The organism is Streptomyces sp. NPDC052020 (genome assembly GCF_040680575.1).
Classification (GTDB): Bacteria; Actinomycetota; Actinomycetes; order Streptomycetales; family Streptomycetaceae; genus Streptomyces.
The window spans coordinates 79,512-101,929 of sequence record NZ_JBFAWY010000026.1; the positions used below are offsets into that span (position 1 = coordinate 79,512).

Consider the following 22,418-nt stretch of genomic DNA (forward strand, 5'->3'; position numbering starts at 1 on the left):
GTCCCTCCGCACGCGCGGACGCCACGGCCGCGCGATCAGCGGTGCGGCCGTGGCGTCCGTCGCGAGCGCCCCCCCGGACGGGGCGCCGTGCGGCCCCCGGGTCAGCCGTCGTCCGGGTGCCGTCCGGGGGTCAGGACCTCGTCCAGCACTCTGAGGACCGTCTCGTAGGCCACCGTCCGGACGGCCGCCTCGCGGGCCGCCTCCGGATCGGACGACCTGAGCTCCTCGTGGCGCGTCCGCCACGTCCGCTCCTCGCGGGCGGCGCAGGCCCGCGCGCGTTGCATACGCCGCATGAGTTCGTCGGAATCCACCACTTCGGTCATGTCCTTCCGCGTACCCCCGTACGGCCCCGAGATGGCCGCTGCTCCATGAGGGCGCCCGAAGGTTTGGAGGCGCGCGGAGGGGTCAGCCGGAATGCAGGACGTGCAGGACCCGCCGCGCCCGGGCGGCGCACGGTGAACCGACGGCCCGGGTCGGCGCCCCCGTGCCGGCGGACACGCCCGGCCGGCCGCCGAGGGTGCGGCCGGATCCGGCTTCTTTTCCCGCCGAGCAGGGAGCTGACGGATGTGTGAGAGGCAGACGACCCAATCCGCCGTCGAACGGTACGGCACGGACCGGGCCCGGCAGCCCCGGCCGGGCAAACCCGCGGAGGCACGCCGGGCCGTGGAACGCGCCGTCACCGAACGCTGCCGCGCCACCCGGACCCCCTGCGACGCGGACGCGCTGTCGGACGCCGTGCTCGTCGCCTCCGAGCTCACGACCAACGCGATGCTGCACGGCGGCGGCCTCACGGACTTCCGGGTCGACGTCGAGGGGCCGGACGTACGCCTGTCGGTGAGCGACCGCAGCGACGAGCTGCCGGTCGTCAGGGAGCCGACCGACTCCCAGGGGCGCCGGCGGGTCGGCGGCCGGGGCTGGCCGATCGTATGCCGCCTGGCGCGTGACGTGCGGGTGTCCGACCTGCCCTCGGGAGGCAAGCGCATCACCGTGGTGGTTCCGCTGGCGTGAGGCCCGCCTGAGCGCTTCCTGGGTGCTTTTGCGAAAAGCGGAGTTTGTTCCACCGGGGGGAGGGCAGACGCAGTTTCGTGCTTCGGACCGGAGGCGCAGCAGCGGGAGCGGTGTGGTTGCCCCGGGCCCTCCAGGCATCGCGGACAGCCCTTTGTCCACCGTCTCCCGCGGAAAGTCCCTGAGACCACCGTTCAGGAGCGAATCCGCATGCTCATCGATACGCCGACCAGCCGTCCCGGTACGCCCGAGCCCGAGTCCACGACGACCAGCCATGCCCGCCGGCGCCACGACGACGCCCCCGACACCGCAGCCCTCTTCGCGAAGCTGGCGGCCCTGGAGGACGGGCCCGAGCGCGACGCCGTCCGCGACGAACTCGTCACGGCCTGGCTGCCCATGGCGCACCGGATCGCCGGACGCTTCCGCGACCGCGGGGAGTCCGTCGAAGACCTGAGGCAGGTGGCGGCGCTGGGGCTGGTGAAGGCCATCGACCGCTTCGACCCGGAGCGGGGGGCCTTCGAGAGTTACGCCGTCCCCACCATCACCGGCGAGGTCAAGCGGCACTTCCGGGACCGGATGTGGGCCCTGCGGGTGCCCCGCCGGGTGCAGGAACTGCGCAACAAGGTGCGCGTCGCGCGCCGTGAACTCACCCAGAGCCCGGGCAGCCCGGAACCCTCGGTGGCGGACATCGCCGCCCACACCGGGCTGACGGAGGAAGAGGTCAGCGCCGGGATGGAGGCGCTGGAGAGCTTCAGCACGCTGTCACTGGACGCCGAGCTGTCGGCCGGCGACGACGGCTACAGCCTCGCGGACACCCTCGGCGCGGCGGACTCCTCGTACGACGTCGTGATCGACCGCGAATCCGCCAAGGAGGGCCTGCGCCGGCTGCCCGAGCGGGAACGGGCCATTTTGTACATGCGTTTCTTCGAGGACATGACCCAGAGCCGGATAGCAGACCGGCTGGGCATCTCCCAGATGCACGTCTCCCGCCTCATCAGCCGCAGCTGCGCCCGGGTCCGGGACGAAGCGCTGGGGCAGCGGCCCGGCCGCAGGCCCGCCGACGGACGGCCGACCGCCTGAAGGCAGACACCCGGCCCGTCCCGGAACGGCCCGCCCTGACGCGGGCCCGCTCCGGGACGGGCCGCAGCCGTCTCGTGGCAGGGGACGCGGAGACCTGGTGCGTACGCCGGCGAGGGTGAGGGCGACCGTGCCGTGACAGGCGGCGCGGGCTGCCCTTGTCAGCTCAGGACCGCGCGCCTGCCCTGACAAGGGCCCGCGGGGGATCCGGACCGTGAGCCTCCGGGTGTGTGCGGTGCGAGCCGGGGCATCCGGATTCCCGTGCCCGGGAGGGGAGGAGCGAGATGAACACGTGGACGCCGGTACGGACCGGCCGCAGCAGGGCCCGGCGGGCGGCGAACGGCTCGGTCGCGGAGAGCGCCGCCCGCGCGGGGCTCGCGGCCCGCGGAGTGATCTATCTGCTGGTCGGCATGCTGGCCCTGCGGATCGCCTTCGGCGAGGGACGGCGGCAGGCCGACCGGGGAGGCGCCCTGGCGGAGCTGGCCGACCGGCCCTTCGGCGCCGTACTGCTGTGGGCGCTGGGCATCGGCCTGGTCGGCATGGCGCTGTGGCGGCTGTCCGAGGCGCTCTTCGGCGCGGTCGGGCCCGACGGCCGCAAGGCGAAGAAGCGGCTGGCGTCCGCGGCCCGCTGTGTCTTCTACGCCTTCGTCGCCTACTCCGTCCTGGCGTTCGCCGCGAACCCCGGCGGCGGATCGGGCGGCGGCGCGAGTGGCGGATCCAGCGACCGGCAGTCCCGCGACGTCACGGCCAGGGTGCTGGAGGTCCCCGCCGGGCAGTGGGCCGTGGGCGCGGCCGGGGCGGCGATCGTCGTCGCGGGCGCGGTGATCGGCGTCCAGGCGCTGCGCCGCAGCTACCAGCGGAAACTGAAGCGGGGCGAACTCGGCCCCTGGGCCCGGCGGCTGGTGGACGTCACGGGCGTCGGCGGCGGGGTGGCGCGCGGGCTGGTGTTCGCCGCGGCGGGCGTCTTCGCCGTGCGCGCCGCGGTCGACTACCAGCCCGACGAGGCCAAGGGCCTGGACGACACCCTGCGCTCCTTCGCAGACACCCCGCTCGGCCCCTGGCTGCTGGTGTGCGTCGCGCTGGGCCTGGTCCTGTTCGGCGTGTTCTCCTTCGCGCTCGCCCGCTGGCGTCGCGTCTGACCCGGCCGGCACGGGGAACCCGCTACGGATGAACGAACACGAGATTCCGCCGGACGGCCGTCCCGTGGACGTCTACCTCGACCTTCTGCGCATCCGGCTGGACACCGAGGACTACCGGCTGCTGCTCAGCGTCGTGGAGCCGGTCCTGCGGGCCATCGACCAGCAGCAGCTGCCCACGATCGACTTCTCCCTGGACGGGGCCGACGCCGACCAGCTGCCGCAGGAGATCCGCGAGGAAGCCGCCCTGGTCATCGCCACCGCCGTCACCGGCCGCCTGGACAACGAGGTGGTCGAGATCACCACCGAGGAGACCGGCCCCGTCCGGGTCGTCACCGACGCCGCCACCGCCTCCGACCCCGCCCGCCTCGGCGAGATCGCCGACTTCCTCCGGGACCGCCACCGCCAGAACGAGGAGCTGCGCGGGATAGCCGAGGCCAGCGGCCTGCCCACCGACTTCTGAAGCCGCGCCCCGGCCGCCCGGCCTCAGCGCCGGGGCGGCGCCACCGGCACGCCCAGCGGCCGGGCCAGACCCGTCACCGCCTCGTCCAGACGCTCCAGATGCCGCAGCACACGGCCGGTGATGCGGCCGTAGCGCGGGGTCCCGTCGGCGTCCGGCTCCAGCAGCGAGGCGATGCTCGGCCCCGTCTCGACCGCCGCGTCGGCGTGCTCGTCGGCCACGCGCGCGGCGATCGCGTCGATGTTGCGCACGGTCCGCCGCACGGCCCCGCGCAGCCGCGGGTCGGCCGCGATCGACGGGTGGGTCGGCAGCAGCTCCGCGGTCGCGGCCAGGGAACGCGCGTGGTAGGCACACGTCTCCAGCAGGGCCACCACATAGCGGGCGGTGTCCCGGCGGGCCCGCAGCGGCGTGATCGGGTGGGTGAGCGGCTGGGTCGCGGCGCGCAGGTCGCCCAGCGCCTGGTCCAGGTCCCGGGCCCGGTCCAGCAGGTCGGCCGCGGGACCGCCGCTGAGCTGGTCGACGGCTCCCTCGGTGACGTCGGTGAGCCGTTCGAGGACCGTGCCCAGCAGCTCGTTGGTCCGCCGGTCGGTGTGGATGGGCAGCACCAGCGCCGCCGCGATCACCCCGCAGGCCGCGCCCAGCGCCGTCTCCTCCACGCGCAGCAGCAGCACCGAGGCGCTGTAGGTGTGCAGCAGCGTGTAGAGCAGCCCCAGCATCGCCGTGACGAAGAACGACACCAGGGTGTACGACAGCGGCGCCGTGTAGAACATCGCGAAGATGAACACCAGCACCAGCCCGAACGCCGTCCACGTGTGCTGCCCGACCAGGCCGGCCAGCACGATGCCGGCCACGACCCCGAACACGGTCCCGAGCAGCCGGCGGTACCCCTTGACCAGGATCTCGCCGGTGGAGGCGGTGTTGAGGAAAACGATCCAGCAGGTCAGCACCGCCCAGTACCAGCGCTGCGTGGACAGCAGCTCGCCGCCCACGATGGCCAGCGACGAGCCGACCGCGACCTGCACCGCCGCCCGCGTGGTGGGCCGCCGCAGGCCGGTGGGCTCCTCGGGTACCTCCTCCTCGCCGGCGTCGATGGCGGCGTCCTCGGCGTCCAGCTCCTCGCGGGAGCGGGCCGTCGCCGGGCTGTCGTCCGACTCGTCCTGCGGCCCGTCCAGGGCGATCCGCAGGCCCAGGACGGCGCGGGCGGTCTCGCCGACGCCGCGGAAGACGTCCTGGACGACCGGGGCGGCGGGCGGCAGGTTCTCCTCGTCGCGGTAGCCGAGCAGCCGGTTGCGCACCAGCGCCAGCGCCGTCCCCGTGTGCTCGGAGGCGGGCCGCAGGACCAGGGCGCGCAGGGCCTCCAGATCGCGCCGCAGCGTCGCCGTGGCCTCCTCCGGCGCCGACGTCCGGCGCATCGACGGGGCCGGCGCCCCCGGCAGGTGCATGGTCAGGGTGTCCGCCCGCTCGGCGCTGCGCGCGGTCAGCAGCAGCAGACCGAGCCGCTCGGCGGCGATCTCGGCGTCCGCGACGCGGCGCTGCACCAGCCGCGCCACCGACTCGTCGGGCGTCCCCTCCTCCAGCCGGGACTGGATCATCAGGGCCGTCTCGTGCAGTCGCGCGGTCCCGCCGCGCACGTCCTCAAGGACCTTGTCGATGTCGTCCGGCCCGGCGTCCAGCAGCTCCAGCTGCGCCGAGAGCAACTGGGCCAGCCGGGCGCGGAACGCCTGCCGCAGCCGCTGGAGGACACCCGCGGGCGTCGCGGGCACGACGGCGAACCGCACCACGGCACTGCACCCGAAGGCCACGGCGATGGCGCCGCACACCTGAGGCAGCGCCGAGACCGTGGCACCGACGAACAGGGACAGGAAATAGACCTGGAAGCCGATCAGGCCGAGCGCGGTGCCCCGGTCGCCGAACCGGCGGGCGTAGACGGCACAGAAGATCAGGACGACGAAGAAGACATCACCGACGACGACCCGCGCGTTGAGCACCGCGCCCAGCGACACCGAGGCCAGCGCCACCGGCAGGCCGAGCGCCAGCGTGACGGCCTGCGCGGCGGGCTGCTTCTCGCGGATGGCGAAGGTCGCCACCATCGCCGCCATGGCCCCCGCCACCAGATGGGTGACATCGGACCCCAGCAGGGCGAGCACCCCCAGCGCCAGGGCGATGGCGCCCACCGTCCGCAGACCGGCCGTCAGCCGCAGCAGTCCCGGATCGGACGCGGCGACGCGATCCCGCAGACGTGTCCGACCCGAGCGTCCCGCTGCCCTCACGCCGCCGTACTCTCTCCCGTTTCAACGCGTCTCACGCGCGGGTCGTCTCAAGATCCGCCCTCTCAGCATCGCATGCCCTCGGCGGCGGCACGTCGCCGGGTCACGACTCGATCCGGCCCGTGCCCTCCACATGCGCCCGCACCTGTTCCGGCGTCATATAGGCGTCGGTGTACTCGAAGTCCTTCAGCTTGGCGGGCTTGCGGGCCTGGAAGCCGGTGCGCACGAAATCGTCCCCGGCCACCGCGTTGAGCAGCCAGTTCGTCATCACACGTGCCTTGGCGACATTGGTGCGCAGCGCCGACCAGTGGTACCCCCGCGCGACGGCCTGGGCGGGCACCCCCCGCAGCTCCACACCGAGCGGCTTGGAGACCGCGTCCTTGCCGCCCAGATCGACGACGAGACCGAGATCCTTGTGGACGTACGGCCGCATCGGCTGGTTGCGCAAGGTGGCGATGATGTTCTCGGCGACATGCCTGCCCTGCCGCATCGCGTGCTGCGCGGTCGGCGGGCACACGGCACCGTCCTGGCCCTTGGCGAGGTCCGGCACGGCGGCGGAGTCGCCCAGCGCGAACACCCCGTCGTGGCCCGGCAGGCACATCTCCGCCGTGACCGCCAGCCGCCCCTTGACCGTCTCCGCGTCCAGGGTGGCGATCAGGGGGCTCGCGACCACACCGGCGGTCCAGATCAGCGTGCGCGTGGGCACCACCCGGCCGTCGGTGAAGGTGACCTCCGTCGGGCCCGCCTTCTCGATGGAGACGCCCAGCGAGACCTCGATGCCGCGCCGGCGCAGGATCTCCTGGGCGCTGCGCCCGAGCTTCTCGCCCAGCTCCGGCATGAGCTTGGGAGCGATGTCGATCAGATGCCACTTGATCAGGCCCGGGTCCAGCCGCGGGTAGCGTTTGACGGCGGCGTGCGTCAGACGTTGCAGGCACGCCGCGGTCTCCGTACCGGCGTAACCGCCGCCGACCACCACGAACTGCAGCCGGGACGCCCGCTCGGCCGGGTCCTGGCTGGCGTCGGCCAGATCGAGCTGCGAGATGACGTGGTCGCGGATGTACGCGGCCTCCGCGAGGGTCTTCATGCCGAACGCGTGGTCGGTGAGGCCGGGGATGTCGAAGGTCCGGGTGACGCTGCCGGGGGCGAGCACGATGTAGTCGTACGGCTCGTCGATGATCTGGCCGGTGATGGCGCGGATGACGCAGACCTTGGCCTTCAGGTCCACGCCGATGGCACCGCCCGGGATGATCCGGGTGCGGTACTTCTGGCTGCGGCGCAGGGACAGGGCGATCGACTGGGGGGTCAGCACCCCGGAAGCGACCTGGGGCAGCAGCGGCAGATAGAGCTGGTAGGCGAACGGCGTCACCAGCGTCACATCGGCCTCGTGGGGGGAGAGTTTCCTCTCCAGGCGGCGGACGCACTCCACACCGGCGAAACCTGCGCCAACCACCAGGATCCTGGGTCGTGTCACGGTGTTCATCCCTTTCTGCGGCTCCAGGCGGTCTGCCTCGAACGCCATTCGCCTGCCCCTGGATCGCTGTTTCGCACCTCCCGCGATCCCACCGCGCCGGCGGCCGTCGCGCGAGCCGGACGCGGCAGGCAGGCGAACCTCTCCAGCACCACCATGCCCGCCGCGGGCGCGCCGCGCACCGGAAGGGGAGCCGAGCGGGACGGCGGCCCGCCCCGCTCAGCGCCCGTTCACGTCCCGCTCAGGTGGCACAGCAGCAGGCACACGTCGTCGTCGCGCTCCGAGTCGCTCAGCAGGGGACGCAGGATCCCGTCGGCCGCGCCCGCCAGGTCGGCCTCCAGCTCCGCGGAGCCGAACCCGCCGAGCGCCGCCGCCAGCCGCTCGATGCCCGGGTCTATGCCGAGGGCCCGCCGTTCCACCAGGCCGTCGGTGTACAGCGCCAGCGTCGCCCCGGGGCTCAGCCGCACGGTGTGGTCGGCGATCTCCTGCTTGAGCGGGATGCCGAGCATCGCGCCGGGCTTGGCGTCCAGGACCCGCACCCGCCCGTCGGCGGTGCGCAGCACCGGCGGCGGATGGCCGGCGGCCGCCCACGTCAGGGTCGGGTCGCCGGGCCGGAACCGGGCGATGACCGCGGTGGCGTACAGGTCGGGCTGGAGGTGGTGCAGGAAGTTGTGCAGCCGGGTCAGCAGCCGCCCGGGACTGCCGCCGTCCACGGCGTAGGCGCGCAGCGCGGTGCGCAGCTGGCTCATCATGACCGCCGCGTGCAGCCCGTGCCCGGTCACGTCGCCGATGACCGCGATCACGCTGCCGTCGGGCTGGCGGAAGGCGTCGTACCAGTCACCGCCGATGTTCAGCCCGTGCGTCGCCGGCAGATACCGGGCGGCCAGCTTCAGGCCCGGCGTGTCGGGCAGGTCGGTGAGCAGGGCGCGCTGGAGCGTCTCGGCGATGTCCCGGTTGTGCTCGAAGCGCCGGGCGTTGTCGATCGCGGTGCCGGCCCGCCGGGCCAGCTCGATCAGCATCACCGCGTCGTCCGGATCCCAGCGCTCCCCGGGCGGGGTGAGCGTCAGCACACCCAGCGACGTCCGCCGGGCCACCAGCGGGATGCACAGCAGGGGACGGTCCGGGTTGAGCGCCGAGGGCGGCTGGTCGTCGACGCCGGGCAGGCGGCCCGGGTGGGCGGCGGCGTACTGCGGCCGGCCGGTGCGGGCCGCGACCACGGCCGCGGCCGGATGCGGGGCGGGCCGGTGCCGGGCCGCCCCGGCGTCGGCGTGCTCGGAGTTGTCGAACAGCCACACGTCGACGCCGGCGGCGTACTCCGGCACCAGCACCTCCGACAGGCGCCGCACGATCTCGTGGTGGTTCAGCGACGCCGTCACCACCGCGCTCGCGTCCGCCAGGAACGTCAGCCTGCGGCGGGCGCTCTCGGCCTCGTGGCGCGCCTTGCGCTCGGCGGCGAACGCCTCCCGCTGGGCCCGGCCCGCCGCGTCCAGCTCGGCGTGCAGCGCCACGACGCCCTGGTTGGTCTGGTGCAGCTCCTCCCGGTGGAAGGCGACCAGCTCCTCCTGCTCGGTGAGCTTGTCCAGCACCAGGGCCGTGTCCTCGTCGGCGCCCAGCAGCGCCTCCGCCAGCGCAGCCGGATCGTCGTCCGCCACGACACCGCTCTCGGTGTCCCGCGCACGCTCCGGGCAGGCCACCGTGGTACGCCACGGCGCCGCCCCGGCGGCGCACGTCTCCGGGGACGGTGTCACCACCACGTGGAGCAGGAACTCCGCACCGCCGGACGTCTCCTCCTCCAGCGTCAGCCGCCAGGTGCCGCCCTTGGTGAGGCACTGCCGCAGCTGGGCGCTGAGCGCGGCCGCGAGCCGGGTGCGCTCCAGGGGCGGCGCGCCGCACGCGGCGGCCAGCCGCGCGGCGGCGATGCGGGCGCGTGCCGCATCGGTGACGGTGGAGATCTGCCACGTACGCATCATGGGCGGTCCGGCGGGGTCGGGGACAGGACGGCCACGGCGGTGTCGTCCCGCACCGGGCGGGCGGAACTGCTGGCGTCGCGTATGGTCACGGCGGCCGTCACCGCCGGATCGGCCGTGGTCCCCGGGCAGAACTCGGCCGGCGGCACCCAGCGGCTGGGCAGGCCGTCGCTGTGCAGGATCAGCAGCCGGTCCGTCGCCCAGGCCGTCTCCTCCTCGCGCACGGTCGCCGGCCGGTGCACACCGACGATCCCGGGCCGGGACACCAGCGCACGCCAGCTGCCGCCCTCGCACAGCCGCGCCCCCACGTTGCCGATCCCCGCGAACCGCAGCCGGCCCGCGCGGACGTCGACCTGGGCCAGGGCGACGGCCGCGCCCCGGGTGCCGCCGAGCGCCGTGTCCAGGTGCCGCAGCATCTCGGCGGGCGTGCGGTGGGCCGAGCCGTGCAGCGCCTCCACCGCGGCGGCCGAGGCGCGGGCCGCCTCCGGGCCGTGGCCCAGCCCGTCGGCCAGCATCAGCGTCATCCGGTCCCCGGAGCGCACCCAGGCCCAGGCGTCGCCGGAGTACTCCGCACCGCCGAAGGGCACGTTGATCCCCCCGGCCCGGACCCCGGCCGGCTCGCCCGCGCCGCGGGCCGCGACGGAACCGACCCGGGCCAGCGCCACCGTGCCCCGCCCCGGGATGCTGTGCACGCCGAAGTCGTCGGCGACGCGCCGGCAGGTGCCGAGACCGGCACCGAGCGACCGGGCGGTGGAGAACCCGTCGCTCAGGGCGGCGGCGACGTCGGCGATGCCCGGGCCGTGGTCGATCGCCGCTATCTGCACCGGCCGCGCCGCGTCCCGGCCGGCGGCCGGGACGAGCGGGTCGACGACGTCGATGAGGACCTGGCCGCCGCCGGCGTGCTTGAGCAGATTGGTGGCGAGTTCCGTCGCCACCAGCGCCGCCGCCGCGGTGCGCGGCTCGTCCAGCGCGGCGGCGGCCGCCGCCTGCTCGGCGGCGACCCGGGCGTCGCGCACGCGCGTCGAGTCGTGCACCGGAATCTCCCACACGCGCGGCATCAGTGCTCCTCACGCGGTCGCGGCGGGCGCGCCGTCCAGGAGGTCACCCGCACGGTGGTGCCGGCTCCCGGGCCGGTCTCGATGGCGAACTCGTGCACCAGGCGCCGGGCGCCGCCCAGGCCCATGCCCAGGCCGCCACCGGAGGTGTAGCCGTCGCTCAGCGCCCGGTCCACGTCCGCGATGCCCGGCCCTTCGTCGCAGAAGGTCAGCCGCAGCCCGCGCACGCCGCCGCTGGCCACCGGCTCCGACTCCATGTGGCCGCCACCGCCGTGTACCAGGGTGTTGCGGGCCAGCTCACTCGCCGCGGTGACCAGCTTGGTCTGGTCCACCAGGCCGAAGCCGAGCTGGGCGGCCGCCTGCCGCACATGCTGGCGCACCCACACCAGATCCATGTCCGACCGGATCGGCAGGCGGGCCTCGACGCCCGCGCCGGTGGGCATCACGGACTCTCCCGGCGGACGCCGGCACGGGGCGCACCCTGTGTGAGGAGGTCCATGGCCACCTCGGTGCTCAGTGCCGTGCGCAGCCCGGGCAGCGTCAGCCCCAGCTCCACCAGGGTGATGGCGACGGCCGGCCGCATGCCGACCACCACCGTGCGCGCGGCCAGCAGCGACGCCTGCGCGGCGATCTCCGCCAGCACCCGGCCCAGGAAGGAGTCGACGATCTCCACCCCGGAGATGTCGATGATCACGCCGGTGGCCCCGCTGTGGGTGATGGTCTCGGCGAGGTCCTGCTGCAACTGCTGGGCCGTACTGTCGTGCAGGTCCCCCTGGAGGGTGACCAGCAGGACGTCACCGAGTCGCAGGACCGGGACGTGTCCCGCCACCGGGCCGGAGAACGCCTCGCTCACCGCTGACCCGCACCGTTCGCCGTCGGGCCGACGATGTCGGCGCCGAGCTGGTGCAGCGCGTACTTCAGCGCGTCGGCGAGCCCGGCCCGGGTGATCACCGTGCCCAGGTCCAGGCCGAGGTGGACGATGGTCTGCGCGATCGCGGGGCGGATCCCCGAGACGATGCACTCCGCGCCCATCAGCCGGGCCGCCGCGACCGTCTTCATCAGATGCTGGGCGACCAGCGTGTCGACCGTCGGCACCCCGGTGATGTCCAGGATCGCGAACCGCGCCTGCTGCTCGACGATGGACTGGAGGAGGGTCTCCATCACCACCTGGCTGCGGGCACTGTCCAGCGTCCCGATCAGCGGGACCGCCACGATGCCGTCCCACAGCTTGATGACGGGCGTGGCCACCTCCAGCAGCTGCAGCCGCTGCCGGTCGATCAGCGCCTCGCCCTCGCTCAGCGCCGTCTGCATGACCACCACCCGCAGCGTGCCCATCAGCACGGTCAGCGTGGTGGCACAGGCCCGGACGTGCTCGGCCGGTGCCTCGCCGATGTCGCTGAGCAGGAGGTTCTCCACGGGCTGGCGCAAGGTGGCCAGCTCGCTCGACACCTGGGCGGCGGTCAGGCCGGCCCGTCCCCGGGCGACCCCCATCCGCGCCAGCTGCTCGCGCACCCCGCTGAACCCCGCCGCGTCGGGGTCGTCGACCCGGCCCGTGTCCGCGACCTCGGCCAGCGCGTCCACGACGGCCTTGCCCGCCTCCACCGCCTCGTCCCGCGAGACGGTGAACACGGAGCGGAACAGCGGCTCGTCCGCCCACCGCTGGGCGATCTGCTCACGGCGCCGCCGCAGGAACTCCCTGACGTCGTGCGTCGGCGATCCGTGCGTTTCCTCCGCTGTGTGCTCCGGCACCTGTTTCACTCCTCATGCGCGTTGCGTCGCACCGAACCGTATCCAGGCACGGGACGGCTGTGTGACTCTGCCGGGCGACCACTGTAATCACCCGCCCACCTCGGACGACACCTCGTCCCCCGGCATGATCCGGCCGGGCGGCCAGGCGATCGGCCCGCCTCGCGACGCACGTCCTGGAAGGAACAGCGGTCCGGGCCGGCGACGGCCGGTCGGGCTCAGACATCCTCCGGCTCGGACGTCCCCGCCGCCTCCGGCTCCGGCGCGGGCCCCCGGTCGACGAGGGCGAGCGCGTCGTCCGCGCTCTGGGAGACCGGCACCGTGATGCTGACCCCGGTCAGGTCCAGGATGCGACGTACGGCCGGCGTGGGGTCGATGATGTGCACGCTGCCCGGGATCTCCCGGACCTCCTGGTAGACGCGCAGGATGATGTTCATGCCGGAGGAGTCCATGAACGGCACCGCCGACAGGTCCAGCAGGAAGTGGCGCCGGCCGTGATGGAGCTGGTTCGCCAGATGGTGCTGGAACTCCGTCGCCGTGTCGACGTCCAGATAACCCTGCACCGTGAGCAGCGCCACATCCTCCCGGGGCAGCGTGACCTCGACGGACAGCGGGTTCTGGGCAATGGGCACGAGTACCTCCAACAGAGCAGACGGCCAGGGCCGGTGACCCCTGCGACATTCCGCAGGCGTTCCTCACCGCGCCCGGGCGGATACCCGCGAACGCCCGTCTCATGCCTGCCGCCTGGGCGGCGGGGTGCCGTGACGCCCGCCGCCCGTCCCGCGGGCCCCGGTCAGCTGACCCGGATGCCCACGATGCACGTGTCATCGTCCGTGTCCGACCTGCTGTAGGTGAGCAGGCGGTCCAGTTGCTGGTCGAGCGTGCTCGGCGCCGCGCGGGCGGTCGTCAGCAGATGCGTCAGGGTCTCCTCCACGGAGCGGTCGCGGCGCTCGATGAGGCCGTCGGTGTACATCAGCAAGGTGTCCTCGGGCGCGAGCTGGATCTCCGCCTCCTCGTACGCGGTCTCCGGCACCGCCCCGAGGAGCATGCCCTTCACCAGCGGCAGCGGAGCCGCCTCCGCCTCGCGCACCAGCACCGGCGGCAGATGGCCCGCCCTGGCCCACCGCAGCGCCCGGGTGGCCGGGTCGTACAGACCGCACACCGCCGTGGCCGTGACCTCGCCCGTCAGATGGTGCGCCACCATGTTGAGCCACGACAGCAGCTGGCCCGGCCCCGCGCCGGTCACGGCCAGGCCGCGCAGCGCGTTGCGCAGCACGACCATGCTGGTCGCGGCCTCTATACCGTGCCCGGCCACGTCGCCGACGCTCAGCAGCACCAGCCCGGACGGCAGGACGACGGCGTCGTACCAGTCGCCGCCCACCAACTGCTCGGTCTCCGCGGGCCGGTAGCGGACCGCCACCTGGAGCTCGGGCAGCCGCAGCGGGGCGTGCGTCGGCGGCATGATGGCCTGCTGCAACTGCAACGCCAGCCGGCTGCGTTCACTGGCCTGCTGCTCGGTGTGCGCCAGCTGGTCGCGGGTCGCGGCGAGCGCCACCTCCGTCCAGTGCTGGGCCGAGATGTCCTGGTAGGCCCCGCGGACCACGAGCAGCCGGCCGTCGGTGTCCAGCACCGGTTCGGCGACGACCCGGATGTGCCGGGTCACCCCGTCCGGCCGCTGGAGGCGGAACGCCGCCGACGCGGGCCGCCGGTGGTGCAGCAGGGTCCGCAGGAAGCGGCCGATGGTCACCGCGTCGTCCGGGTGGGCGTGCGCGGGCAGTTCCTCCAACGGCACCGGCGTGCTCGACTCGGGGCGCCCGTACAGGTCGAACAGCTGCCCGTTCCAGGTGATCTCGCCGGTGAGCAGGTTCTCCTCGAAACCGCCGATACGGCCAAGACGCTGGGCGTGCTGGAGCAGACTCGCCAGCCGTGCCGTCTCGTCCTCGATGCGCCAGATGAGCAGGACGGCGTTGCCGTGCCGGCTGATGCTGATGTCCGCGACCGCCGACAGCGGCACCTGGTCGACCAGGGCGGTGAGATTCATCCGGCGGGCCCGGAACGGCTCGCCCGTCGCATACACCCGCTCCACCCGCTGGAACAGCTCGCTCTCCCCGGCGGCCATGGGGTAGGCCTCCAGCAGCAGCGCGCCGTTCACCACCGCGCGCGGCCGGCCGGCCGGGTCCAGGAAACGGTCGTTGACATGGTGGATGCGGAAGTCCCCCAGGTTCCCGGAGCCGTCCAGGTGCGGCACCAGGACCAGCGCCGGGTCGTGCAGCCCGTCGGCCAGGTCCATCAGCTCCGCCGCGTCCGGCAGCACCCGCGGTTCCTGCGCCGCGCCCAGCGGCGGGCTGTAGGTCTCCAGGGTGTGGGCGCACAGCTCGGCCAGGGCCTCCACCTGACGGATGATCTGCGGCGGCTGCGGCGCCAGGGGCGCGGCCCAGACGATCTCCAGAACGCCGTGGATGCGGCCACCGGTCCCGGCGGGCACGGCGACCCGGCCGCCGTCGGGGTGCTGGTGCCGGCCGATGCTGGGCAGCCCCGTCCGGCCGAGCGAGGCGATCCACTGCCCCTGGCGTTCGGTCAGGCCGCGCCGCGCCACCGTCACCACGTCCGGCGGGACGTACCGCCAGCGGGCGGCCTCGGCGGGGGAGAAGCCGGCACTGCCGGCCAGAGTCAGCGATCCGTCGGCGCCCGCCGCCCAGATCGCCACGGCCACCGCGCCCAGCGGGCGCAGCGCCTGCTCCAGCAGGGAGACGGCGACGGCCTGGGTGTCGTCCGCCGCCAGCGCGCCGCTCTCGGCCGCCCGCAGCCGCACGGCGGCCGACTCCGCCTCGGCGTCCTCGGAGCCGGTGCCCTCCCCGGCGGCCTCGGCCTCCGCGGCGGCGGTGGCGGCCAGGAACGCGTCCGTCACCTCCGACACCCGGTCCCGGGCGGCCTGGTTGATGACGTCGACGGCCAGTTCCAGCGGTGTCACCTGGGCCTGCTCGGCCAGCTCGGCCAGTTGCCGGGCGGCCCGCGCCGGGCCGCACCCGAGCCGCTCGACCAGGATGCCCTTGGCCAGTTCGATCAGGGCCCGTCCCTCGGCCTCCGCCTGTGCGGCCCGCACCTCGCGGCTGAGCCGCTCCACCGTGGCCGCCAGCCGGCCCACGGGGGAGAGCGGGGGGATGCCGGCGAGGCCGGCGGACGGGGCGTCGAAGAAGACGAGTGCCTCCGGCGGGGCGTCGGCCCCGGACGCGGCGGCCTCGAACCGCGGCTGGCCGCCGACCGGTTCGCTCGGGTGCTCGGAGATGCTCACGGGGTGACTGCTCCTCGGCTGCGGGACGCCGCGGCACGCGACGCGGGGCGCCGCGGGCCGCCCGGCCCACCGGTGTACGGGACGGGGGCCGGCCTCATGCGGGCAGCCACCGCCGGACGCAGGCGATGAGATCGCGGGTGTCCACGGGTTTGGTGACGTAGTCACTGGCGCCCGAGGCGAGGGACTTCTCCCGGTCGCCGGGCATCGCCTTGGCCGTGACCGCGATGATGGGCAGCTCCGCGTACTGCGGCATCTTGCGGATCTCCGCGGTCGCCGTGTAGCCGTCCATCTCCGGCATCATCACGTCCATCAGGACCAGCGCGACATCCGGGTTGCCGACCAGCGTCTCGATGCCCTTGCGCCCGTTCTCCGCGTGCAGCACCCGGAAGCCGTGCAGTTCGAGGATCCCGCTGAGCGCGAAGAGGTTGCGCGCGTCGTCGTCGACGACGAGGACGGTACGGCCGGACGGCGACGCGTCGAGGGGCTGCGGCGCGAGGCGCTGCGGCTCCTCCGGGCGCACCAGGGACAGCACGTCCCCGGGCTCCTCCGCGGACAGGTGCAGCGCGATGCGCTCGCGCAGTTCGTCGAGGCTGGACAGGAACTCCAGGGCCCCGCCGGCCGACCGCGACCGCAGGCTCTCCTCCAGGGCGGCGTCCGTGCGGTGGCCGCTGTGCACGAGCACCGGCACGCTCGCCAGCGCCGAGTCGCCCTCCAGCGCCTGGAGGAACCGGGACGCCTCGCCCTCCGGCATGCCCAGCTCCAGGACCACGCAGTGGCAGGGGTCGGCGGCCAGGGCGCCGGCCGCCTCCTGCGCGCCCACGGCGGTGATGATGTCCACCGGCGGCCGGGGACCCGCGTCGTCCCGGCCGTGCGTCAGGTCGGTCACGACGCTCTCCGCGACCAGGGTCAGCAGACCGCGCGGCCGTTCCTCCACCACCAGCAGCCGCCGAGGACGCCGCCGCGGCCCGGACGTGATCTGCGGCGCGGCCGGGGCGGCGAGCACGTCGGCGGGCGCGTCGGCCGGGGCCTGCTCCGCCGCGGGGCCGTGACCGAGCAGCTCCTCGAAGTCGGGCCGCGCCACGGGCAGGAACAGCGTGAAGGTGCTGCCCTGTCCGGGTGTGCTGTCCACGGTGACGGCGCCGCCGAGGAGCTGGGCGATCTCGCGGGTGATGGACAGGCCGAGGCCGGTGCCGCCGTACTTGCGGCTCGTGGTGCCGTCCGCCTGCTGGAAGGCGCCGAAGATGGTCTCCAGGTGCTGTTCCGGGATGCCGATGCCGGTGTCCTTCACCCGGAACGCCACCACCGCGCCGCCCCGCAGCACGCCGTCCGGCACCTCCCCGTCCGCCGCCGGTTCGACGCGCAGCTCCACGCCGCCCCGCTCGGTGAACTTCACGGCGTTGGACAGCAGGTTGCGCAGCACCTGCCGCAGCCGGGAGTCGTCGGTGAGCAGGTCGGCGGGGGCCCCGGGCGCGGTGGTGACGGTGAAGTCGAGTCCCTTCTGCGTGGTCATGGGCCGGAAGGTGGCCTCGACGTACTCGATGAGCTGCCGCAGCGTCACCCGCTCGGGCGCCACGTCCATCTTGCCCGCCTCGACCTTCGACAGGTCGAGGATGTCGTTGATGAGCTGGAGCAGGTCCGAGCCGGCGGAATGGATGATCTGCGCGTACTCGACCTGCTTGGGGGTGAGGTTGCGCGAGGGGTTCTGCGCGAGCAGCTGGGCGAGGATGAGCAGGCTGTTGAGCGGGGTGCGCAGTTCGTGGCTCATGTTCGCCAGGAACTCCGACTTGTACTTCGACGCCAGCGACAGCTGCTGGGCCCGGGCCTCCAGCTCCTGCCGCGCCTGCTCGATCTGCAGGTTCTTCGCCTCGATGTCCCGGTTCTGCGCGACCAGCAGCGTGGCCTTCTCCTCCAGTTCGGCGTTCGAGCGCTGCAACTCCTCCTGCTGCACCTGCAACTCCGCCGAGCGGGCCTGGAGTTCGGCCGTCAGGCGCTGCGACTCCGCCAGCAGCACGTCGGTGCGGGCGTTGGCCACGATCGTGTTGAGGTTGACGCCGATGGTCTCCATCAGCTGGGCCAGGAAGTCCTGGTGGATCTGGGTGAACGGGCTGACCGACGCCAGCTCGATCACTCCGAGCACCTGGCCCTCGACCACGATGGGCAGCACCACGAGCGCGGTCGGCACCACCTCGCCGAGGCCGGAGGAGACGGTGACGTAACCGGGCGGCAGCTCGTCCACCGTGATGGCGCGGCGGCTGCGCGCGGCCTGGCCGACCAGGGTGCGGCCGAAGCCGATGCGGGTGGGCCGCGGGTCCTCCTCGGGCCGGCCGTAGGAGCCGACGAGCCGCAGCTCGGGGCCGTCGTCGCCGTCCTCGGCCAGATAGAAGGCACCGTACTGGGCCGATACCAGGGGAGTCAGCTCGTCCATGATCAGCTCGGCGACCACGGGCAGGTCCCGGTGCCCCTGCATCAGGCTGGAGATGCGGGCGAGGTTGGTCTTGAGCCAGTCCTGCTCCTGGTTGGCCTGCGTGGTCTCGCGCAGGGACTCCACCATGGAGTTGATGTTGTCCTTCAACTCGGCGACCTCGCCGGACGCCTCCACGGTGATCGAGCGCGTCAGGTCGCCCTCGGCGACGGCGCTGGCGACCTCGGCGATCGCGCGGACCTGCCGGGTCAGGTTGCCCGCCAGTTCGTTGACGTTCTCCGTCAGGCGCTTCCAGGTGCCGGAGACGCCCTCCACCTCGGCCTGGCCGCCCAGGCGCCCCTCGGTGCCGACCTCGCGGGCGACGCGGGTGACCTCGTCGGCGAAGGCGGAGAGCTGGTCGACCATCGTGTTGATGGTCGTCTTGAGTTCGAGGATCTCGCCGCGGGCGTCGACGTCGATCTTCTTGGACAGATCGCCCTTGGCCACCGCGGTCGTCACCAGCGCGATGTTGCGCACCTGGCCGGTGAGGTTGTTGGCCATGGAGTTGACGTTGTCGGTGAGGTCCTTCCACGTACCGGCCACGTTCGGCACATGGGCCTGGCCGCCGAGCCGCCCCTCGGTGCCGACCTCGCGGGCCACGCGGGTCACCTCGTCCGCGAACGCCGAGAGGGTGTCGACCATCGTGTTGATGACCCCGGCCAGCGCCGCGACCTCGCCCTTGGCCTCCACCGTGATCCGCTGCGACAGATCGCCGCGGGCCACGGCGGTGGCCACCTGGGCGATGGAGCGCACCTGGCCGGTGAGGTTCCTCGCCATCACGTTGACGTTGTCGGTGAGGTCCTTCCAGGTGCCCGACACCCCGCGGACCGTCGCCTGCCCGCCCAGGTTGCCCTCGGTGCCGACCTCGCGGGCGACGCGGGTGACCTCGTCGGCGAAGGCGGAGAGCTGGTCGACCATCGTGTTGATGGTGTTCTTCAGCTCCAGGATCTCGCCGCGGGCGTCGACGGTGATCTTCTGGGACAGGTCGCCCTCGGCCACCGCCGTGGCGACCTGGGCCACGTTGCGCACCTGGGCGGTGAGGTTGCCCGCCATGAAGTTCACCGAGTCCGTCAGATCGCGCCAGGTGCCCTTGACGCCCTTGACGTCCGCCTGGCCGCCGAGCCGTCCCTCGGTGCCGACCTCGCGGGCGACGCGGGTGACCTCGTCGGCGAAGGCGGAGAGCTGGTCGACCATCGTGTTGATGGTGTTCTTCAGCTCCAGGATCTCGCCGCGGGCGTCGACGGTGATCTTCTGGGACAGGTCGCCCTTGGCCACCGCCGTGGTGACCTGGGCGATGGAACGCACCTGGCTGGTCAGGTTGCCCGCCATGTGGTTCACGGAGTCCGTCAGGTCACGCCACACACCGGCGACCCCGGGCACCTTGGCCTGGCCGCCGAGCCGTCCTTCGCTGCCGACCTCGCGGGCGACGCGGGTGACCTCGTCGGCGAAGGCGGAGAGCTGGTCGACCATCGTGTTGACGGTCTCCTTCAGCTCCAGGATCTCCCCCCGCGCGGGCACGTCGATCTTCTGCGACAGATCGCCCTTGGCCACCGCCGTGGCCACCTGCGCGATGTCCCGGACCTGTGTCGTCAGGTTTCCGGCCATCGCGTTGACCGAGTCCGTGAGGTCCGCCCAGGTGCCCGAGACCCCCGGCACCTCGGCCTGCCCGCCGAGTGTCCCCTCGGTGCCGACCTCGCGGGCCACCCGGGTCACCTCGGAGGTGAAGACGGACAGTTGGTCGACCATGCCGTTGAAGACCTTGGCGATGTCACCCATCAGCCCGCCCGCGTCGTCCGGCAGCCGTGTGCCGAAGTCCCCGTCCCGTACGGCCGTCAGGCCCTCCAGGAGCCGGCGCAGCTCCTGGTCGCCCGGCACCGTGCCGACGGTGCCGGTGCTGTCGCTGGTCATGCGCACCCTCGTTCCGCTCCCCAGGAGCCCTCGGAGGGACCGAGGGCTCGGAACCGTGCCGGGCCGATCGGGCCCGGCAGCTCGTGCGTGCATTTCCGCAGTTCACGGATCTGCGCGACGAAGAAATACGCCAGAGGCTAACCCACACGGAGGGCACGGAACAAAGCACGGTGCCACCTGGTGCGCGCGCTGAGGCGGGCCGGGAGCGTTCGTGCATGACGAGGCGGAAAACGGGTATGCGAAGGGGTTTTCCCTCCCGTTTTCCGGGGAGGACGAGGAGTGGACGGCCGCCTCCCGGATGCCCTCGCGTCCGCCGCGCGCCGGGGCGATGTCCCGCTCCCGACGGCCTGCCGCCGTCATGTCACGGTGCGATCCGAATGGGGGTGCGATGGCCGGGTATCAGCAGCTGTGGAACCGCCGGGCAGGACCCGCCGCCCGGCCGGTGTCGTCGGCACAACGGGAGGGAAGCAGCAGTTGCCCACGGACAGCATCTGGTCGTACCCGCCGCAGAGCGGATACGCGGAGGGACAGGACCTGACGGGCTGCACCGTCGTCGCGAGCGACGGCACCATCGGCCATGTGGACCGGCAGGCCGACCACCACGGCATGCGGCACCTCGTCGTCGACACCGGCGTATGGATCTTTGGCCGGAGCGTTCTCGTGCCGGTCGGCGTCGTGACGGCCATCGACACCGAGGCCGGGCAGGTCGCAGTGGCCTGCACCAGGGCGGAGGTCAAGGCCGCTCCCCGCTTCCGCACCGACAGCGAGACCATGGACCGTGCGTACCTCGCGGCCGTGGGGGACTACTATCACGGCCTGCCGCCTCGGCAGGCCCCTGCGACCTGAGCGGGCGCGGTACGACACCCGCGGGGCGCCGGTCGTCGCCGGGGAACGTGAACGGCCAGAAGCGGATCGGCCGCCGCACACCGCGGCGGCCACGAGCCGGGCGTCCGGGACGACACACCGGTGCGCGGGGAGTGGAAACGGGGACACGTCAGACATGGAACCAAGGGACGGGGCCGCGGCGGCGGCGACCGGCGACGCGCCGGTGACGACCCCGGTACGGGGTGCGGTGGACAGTGCGGCGAGCGCGCGGGCCTACGCCCGGTCCGTGGTCCGCGCGGAATGGGACGAGGCGGGCCGCGAGGCACGGGAGCAGGACGTCATCGACCTGCTGCTCGTCGTCTCGGAACTGGTCACCAACGCGATCCGGCACGGCGGTGGACTGGCCGGCTTCGAGGCGTGGGCCACCTCCGGCGGCATACGGGTCGCGGTGCACGACTACAGCGAGGTCATCCCCGAAGCCGCGCTCGGCGCGGCCCCGCTCCCCGTCACGCATCGCGGCAGCGGATACGGCTGGCCGCTCATCGTCCGCCTGGCGCGGGAGGTCGCCGTCGACCGGCGTACCGAGGGCGGCAAGACCATCAGCGCGCTCGTGCCGATCCGTCCCGCCGAGCCGGCCTGAGACCCGCGCCGGGCCTCCGGCCCCGCGGCCCGGCGCGGAGCGCGCCGCCACCCGCCTCACCAGGGGAGGAAGACGTGGATCTCCTTGCCCCGCTCGTGGGTGACGACACTGACCTGATCGCTGAGCGTGTGGATCAGGTGCCAGCCGATGCCGCCACCGCCGCGGCTCGGGTGGAAGGGGCGGGGCGCCGGCGGAGTCGTACTCGTGTCGTGCATCACCACGTGCACACCGTCGAACGTCCGGCGCAGGCTCAGCTCGAAGGGTCCCGGGGCGTACTGGACCGCGTTCGCGGCCAGTTCCGTGACGACCAGGAGGATGTCGTCCCAGTGCTCGGGGGCCGACGGGGCGGACACGCGTGACAGGTCGTAGAGGAACTCCTCCGCGACCAGGCGCGCGCCCGTCACGTTGTGCAACTCGCCCGCGAAACCGGCGGTGCGGTTCGTGATCTCTTCGGAACCCAGTGTCTTGTCCCAACGCGGCTCGGCTGCCATCTCGCCTTCCAGGCCCGGCATCAGCAGGGCTGTCGTCCTTTCCCTTGCGTCCCCCTCGTCTGCTAGTTCCCGTGCCGGCAGAGCCTACGCGCCCCCCGACTGCGGGTGACGGCCCTGCCACGCACGGCTGCCGGGGCCGCGCGCCACCGCACGCCCCCGTCCTTTGTACCGGTTCTCCCCGGCACCCGGCCCGGTGCGTGAAATACCGCACATACACCGGGAATAGGGGCGGGTCGCCTGGGCACCCGGACGGCGGTCAACACACCGGCGCGCCCCGTGAAGGAGGGCGCGCCGCCGTTTCCATCCCCCCGACACAGGGAGATTCTGATGACGGGTTACGGCAGTTCCCCTGCCGCCTCCGCCGGGTCGCGCACCAACGGCCTGGCCGTCGCCAGTCTGATCTGCGGGATCGTCGGACTGCTCGTTTTCAACGTCATTCTCGGCCCGGTCGCCATCGTCCTGGGCGCCGTCGGCATGCGCCAGGCACCGGCCAAGGGCGGCGCGGGCATGGCCAAGGCCGGGATCGTCCTCGGCGTCATCGACCTGGTCCTGTTCCTCGTCCTGTGGGCGGTGGCGGCGTCCAACGGCGGCTTCTCCTGGTACGTGGGCGGCTGACGCGC

At 73.4% G+C, this 22,418-nt stretch carries 19 protein-coding genes; 7 read left to right on the top strand and 12 right to left on the bottom strand.

Annotated features, from left to right (window positions below):
* Nucleotides 1-101: 101 nt before the first annotated feature.
* Entirely contained in the window at nt 102-323 is a 222-nt protein-coding gene (locus AB0L74_RS24695) for a hypothetical protein (protein WP_365656293.1), read from the bottom strand.
* A gap of 241 nt (nt 324-564) precedes the next feature.
* Here AB0L74_RS24695 and AB0L74_RS24700 point away from each other — a divergent pair, with 241 nt between their 5' ends.
* From AB0L74_RS24700 to AB0L74_RS24715, 4 genes are all read left to right on the top strand, one after another.
* Nucleotides 565-1,008 (top strand): ATP-binding protein, encoded by a 444-nt coding sequence (locus AB0L74_RS24700; protein ID WP_365656297.1) that lies wholly within the window; start codon nt 565-567, stop codon nt 1,006-1,008.
* 207 nt (nt 1,009-1,215) lie between these two features.
* Nucleotides 1,216-2,085: a SigB/SigF/SigG family RNA polymerase sigma factor gene (locus AB0L74_RS24705; protein ID WP_365656300.1), complete on the top strand. Its 870-nt coding sequence runs from the start codon at nt 1,216-1,218 to the stop codon at nt 2,083-2,085.
* Between the two features lie 281 nt (nt 2,086-2,366).
* A complete protein-coding gene (locus AB0L74_RS24710; protein WP_365656303.1) occupies nt 2,367-3,221 on the top strand; it encodes a DUF1206 domain-containing protein in 855 nt (284 codons plus the stop codon).
* 28 nt (nt 3,222-3,249) lie between these two features.
* Nucleotides 3,250-3,681: a hypothetical protein gene (locus AB0L74_RS24715; RefSeq protein WP_365656306.1), complete on the top strand. Its 432-nt coding sequence runs from the start codon at nt 3,250-3,252 to the stop codon at nt 3,679-3,681.
* A 23-nt stretch (nt 3,682-3,704) separates the two neighbouring features.
* Here AB0L74_RS24715 and AB0L74_RS24720 read toward each other — a convergent pair whose 3' ends face one another.
* The 10 genes from AB0L74_RS24720 to AB0L74_RS24765 all read right to left on the bottom strand — a co-directional run bounded on the left by AB0L74_RS24720 (nt 3,705) and on the right by AB0L74_RS24765 (nt 19,842).
* Nucleotides 3,705-5,948, bottom strand: a complete 2,244-nt coding sequence (locus AB0L74_RS24720; protein ID WP_365656309.1) for an FUSC family protein — start codon at nt 5,946-5,948, stop codon at nt 3,705-3,707.
* A 100-nt stretch (nt 5,949-6,048) separates the two neighbouring features.
* A complete protein-coding gene (locus tag AB0L74_RS24725) occupies nt 6,049-7,425 on the bottom strand; it encodes an NAD(P)/FAD-dependent oxidoreductase (protein ID WP_365656366.1) in 1,377 nt (458 codons plus the stop codon).
* A gap of 218 nt (nt 7,426-7,643) precedes the next feature.
* The gene (locus tag AB0L74_RS24730) at nt 7,644-9,383 is read right to left on the bottom strand and encodes a SpoIIE family protein phosphatase (protein WP_365656312.1); all 1,740 of its coding nucleotides are present in this window, start codon (nt 9,381-9,383) and stop codon (nt 7,644-7,646) included.
* Nucleotides 9,380-10,438, bottom strand: coding sequence for an ATP-binding SpoIIE family protein phosphatase (locus AB0L74_RS24735; protein ID WP_365656315.1), 1,059 nt, complete (start codon nt 10,436-10,438; stop codon nt 9,380-9,382). The genes AB0L74_RS24730 and AB0L74_RS24735 overlap by 4 nt, the downstream gene beginning before the upstream one ends.
* Nucleotides 10,438-10,878: an anti-sigma regulatory factor gene (locus AB0L74_RS24740; RefSeq protein ID WP_365656317.1), complete on the bottom strand. Its 441-nt coding sequence runs from the start codon at nt 10,876-10,878 to the stop codon at nt 10,438-10,440. The genes AB0L74_RS24735 and AB0L74_RS24740 overlap by 1 nt, the downstream gene beginning before the upstream one ends.
* Entirely contained in the window at nt 10,878-11,288 is a 411-nt protein-coding gene (locus tag AB0L74_RS24745) for an STAS domain-containing protein (RefSeq protein ID WP_365656320.1), read from the bottom strand. The genes AB0L74_RS24740 and AB0L74_RS24745 overlap by 1 nt, the downstream gene beginning before the upstream one ends.
* The gene (locus tag AB0L74_RS24750) at nt 11,285-12,184 is read right to left on the bottom strand and encodes an STAS domain-containing protein (RefSeq protein WP_365656323.1); all 900 of its coding nucleotides are present in this window, start codon (nt 12,182-12,184) and stop codon (nt 11,285-11,287) included. The genes AB0L74_RS24745 and AB0L74_RS24750 overlap by 4 nt, the downstream gene beginning before the upstream one ends.
* A gap of 215 nt (nt 12,185-12,399) precedes the next feature.
* The gene (locus AB0L74_RS24755; RefSeq protein ID WP_365656326.1) at nt 12,400-12,813 is read right to left on the bottom strand and encodes an STAS domain-containing protein; all 414 of its coding nucleotides are present in this window, start codon (nt 12,811-12,813) and stop codon (nt 12,400-12,402) included.
* A 161-nt stretch (nt 12,814-12,974) separates the two neighbouring features.
* Nucleotides 12,975-15,344: a SpoIIE family protein phosphatase gene (locus AB0L74_RS24760; RefSeq protein WP_365656368.1), complete on the bottom strand. Its 2,370-nt coding sequence runs from the start codon at nt 15,342-15,344 to the stop codon at nt 12,975-12,977.
* A gap of 223 nt (nt 15,345-15,567) precedes the next feature.
* Complete coding sequence (locus tag AB0L74_RS24765; RefSeq protein WP_365656329.1) at nt 15,568-19,842, bottom strand: HAMP domain-containing protein; 4,275 nt, start codon at nt 19,840-19,842, stop codon at nt 15,568-15,570.
* 474 nt (nt 19,843-20,316) lie between these two features.
* Here AB0L74_RS24765 and AB0L74_RS24770 point away from each other — a divergent pair, with 474 nt between their 5' ends.
* Complete coding sequence (locus AB0L74_RS24770) at nt 20,317-20,688, top strand: PRC-barrel domain-containing protein (protein WP_365656332.1); 372 nt, start codon at nt 20,317-20,319, stop codon at nt 20,686-20,688.
* 154 nt (nt 20,689-20,842) lie between these two features.
* Nucleotides 20,843-21,307 (top strand): ATP-binding protein, encoded by a 465-nt coding sequence (locus AB0L74_RS24775; RefSeq protein WP_365656335.1) that lies wholly within the window; start codon nt 20,843-20,845, stop codon nt 21,305-21,307.
* 56 nt (nt 21,308-21,363) lie between these two features.
* Here AB0L74_RS24775 and AB0L74_RS24780 read toward each other — a convergent pair whose 3' ends face one another.
* Nucleotides 21,364-21,798 carry an ATP-binding protein gene (locus AB0L74_RS24780; RefSeq protein WP_365656371.1) on the bottom strand — a complete coding sequence of 145 codons (435 nt, stop codon included), beginning with the start codon at nt 21,796-21,798 and terminating at the stop codon, nt 21,364-21,366.
* A 327-nt stretch (nt 21,799-22,125) separates the two neighbouring features.
* Between AB0L74_RS24780 and AB0L74_RS24785 the strand changes: the two genes are divergently transcribed.
* Nucleotides 22,126-22,413 carry a DUF4190 domain-containing protein gene (locus AB0L74_RS24785; RefSeq protein WP_365656338.1) on the top strand — a complete coding sequence of 96 codons (288 nt, stop codon included), beginning with the start codon at nt 22,126-22,128 and terminating at the stop codon, nt 22,411-22,413.
* The last annotated feature ends 5 nt before the right edge of the window (nt 22,414-22,418 follow it).

Coding starts and splice junctions, on each gene's coding strand:
- AB0L74_RS24695 (WP_365656293.1), bottom strand. CDS start 323: ATGACCGAAGTGGTGGATTCCGACGAACTCATGCGGCGTATGCAACGC.
- AB0L74_RS24700 (WP_365656297.1), top strand. CDS start 565: ATGTGTGAGAGGCAGACGACCCAATCCGCCGTCGAACGGTACGGCACG.
- AB0L74_RS24705 (WP_365656300.1), top strand. CDS start 1,216: ATGCTCATCGATACGCCGACCAGCCGTCCCGGTACGCCCGAGCCCGAG.
- AB0L74_RS24710 (WP_365656303.1), top strand. CDS start 2,367: ATGAACACGTGGACGCCGGTACGGACCGGCCGCAGCAGGGCCCGGCGG.
- AB0L74_RS24715 (WP_365656306.1), top strand. CDS start 3,250: ATGAACGAACACGAGATTCCGCCGGACGGCCGTCCCGTGGACGTCTAC.
- AB0L74_RS24725 (WP_365656366.1), bottom strand. CDS start 7,425: ATGAACACCGTGACACGACCCAGGATCCTGGTGGTTGGCGCAGGTTTC.
- AB0L74_RS24730 (WP_365656312.1), bottom strand. CDS start 9,383: ATGATGCGTACGTGGCAGATCTCCACCGTCACCGATGCGGCACGCGCC.
- AB0L74_RS24735 (WP_365656315.1), bottom strand. CDS start 10,438: ATGCCGCGCGTGTGGGAGATTCCGGTGCACGACTCGACGCGCGTGCGC.
- AB0L74_RS24740 (WP_365656317.1), bottom strand. CDS start 10,878: ATGCCCACCGGCGCGGGCGTCGAGGCCCGCCTGCCGATCCGGTCGGAC.
- AB0L74_RS24765 (WP_365656329.1), bottom strand. CDS start 19,842: ATGACCAGCGACAGCACCGGCACCGTCGGCACGGTGCCGGGCGACCAG.
- AB0L74_RS24775 (WP_365656335.1), top strand. CDS start 20,843: ATGGAACCAAGGGACGGGGCCGCGGCGGCGGCGACCGGCGACGCGCCG.
- AB0L74_RS24780 (WP_365656371.1), bottom strand. CDS start 21,798: ATGGCAGCCGAGCCGCGTTGGGACAAGACACTGGGTTCCGAAGAGATC.
- AB0L74_RS24785 (WP_365656338.1), top strand. CDS start 22,126: ATGACGGGTTACGGCAGTTCCCCTGCCGCCTCCGCCGGGTCGCGCACC.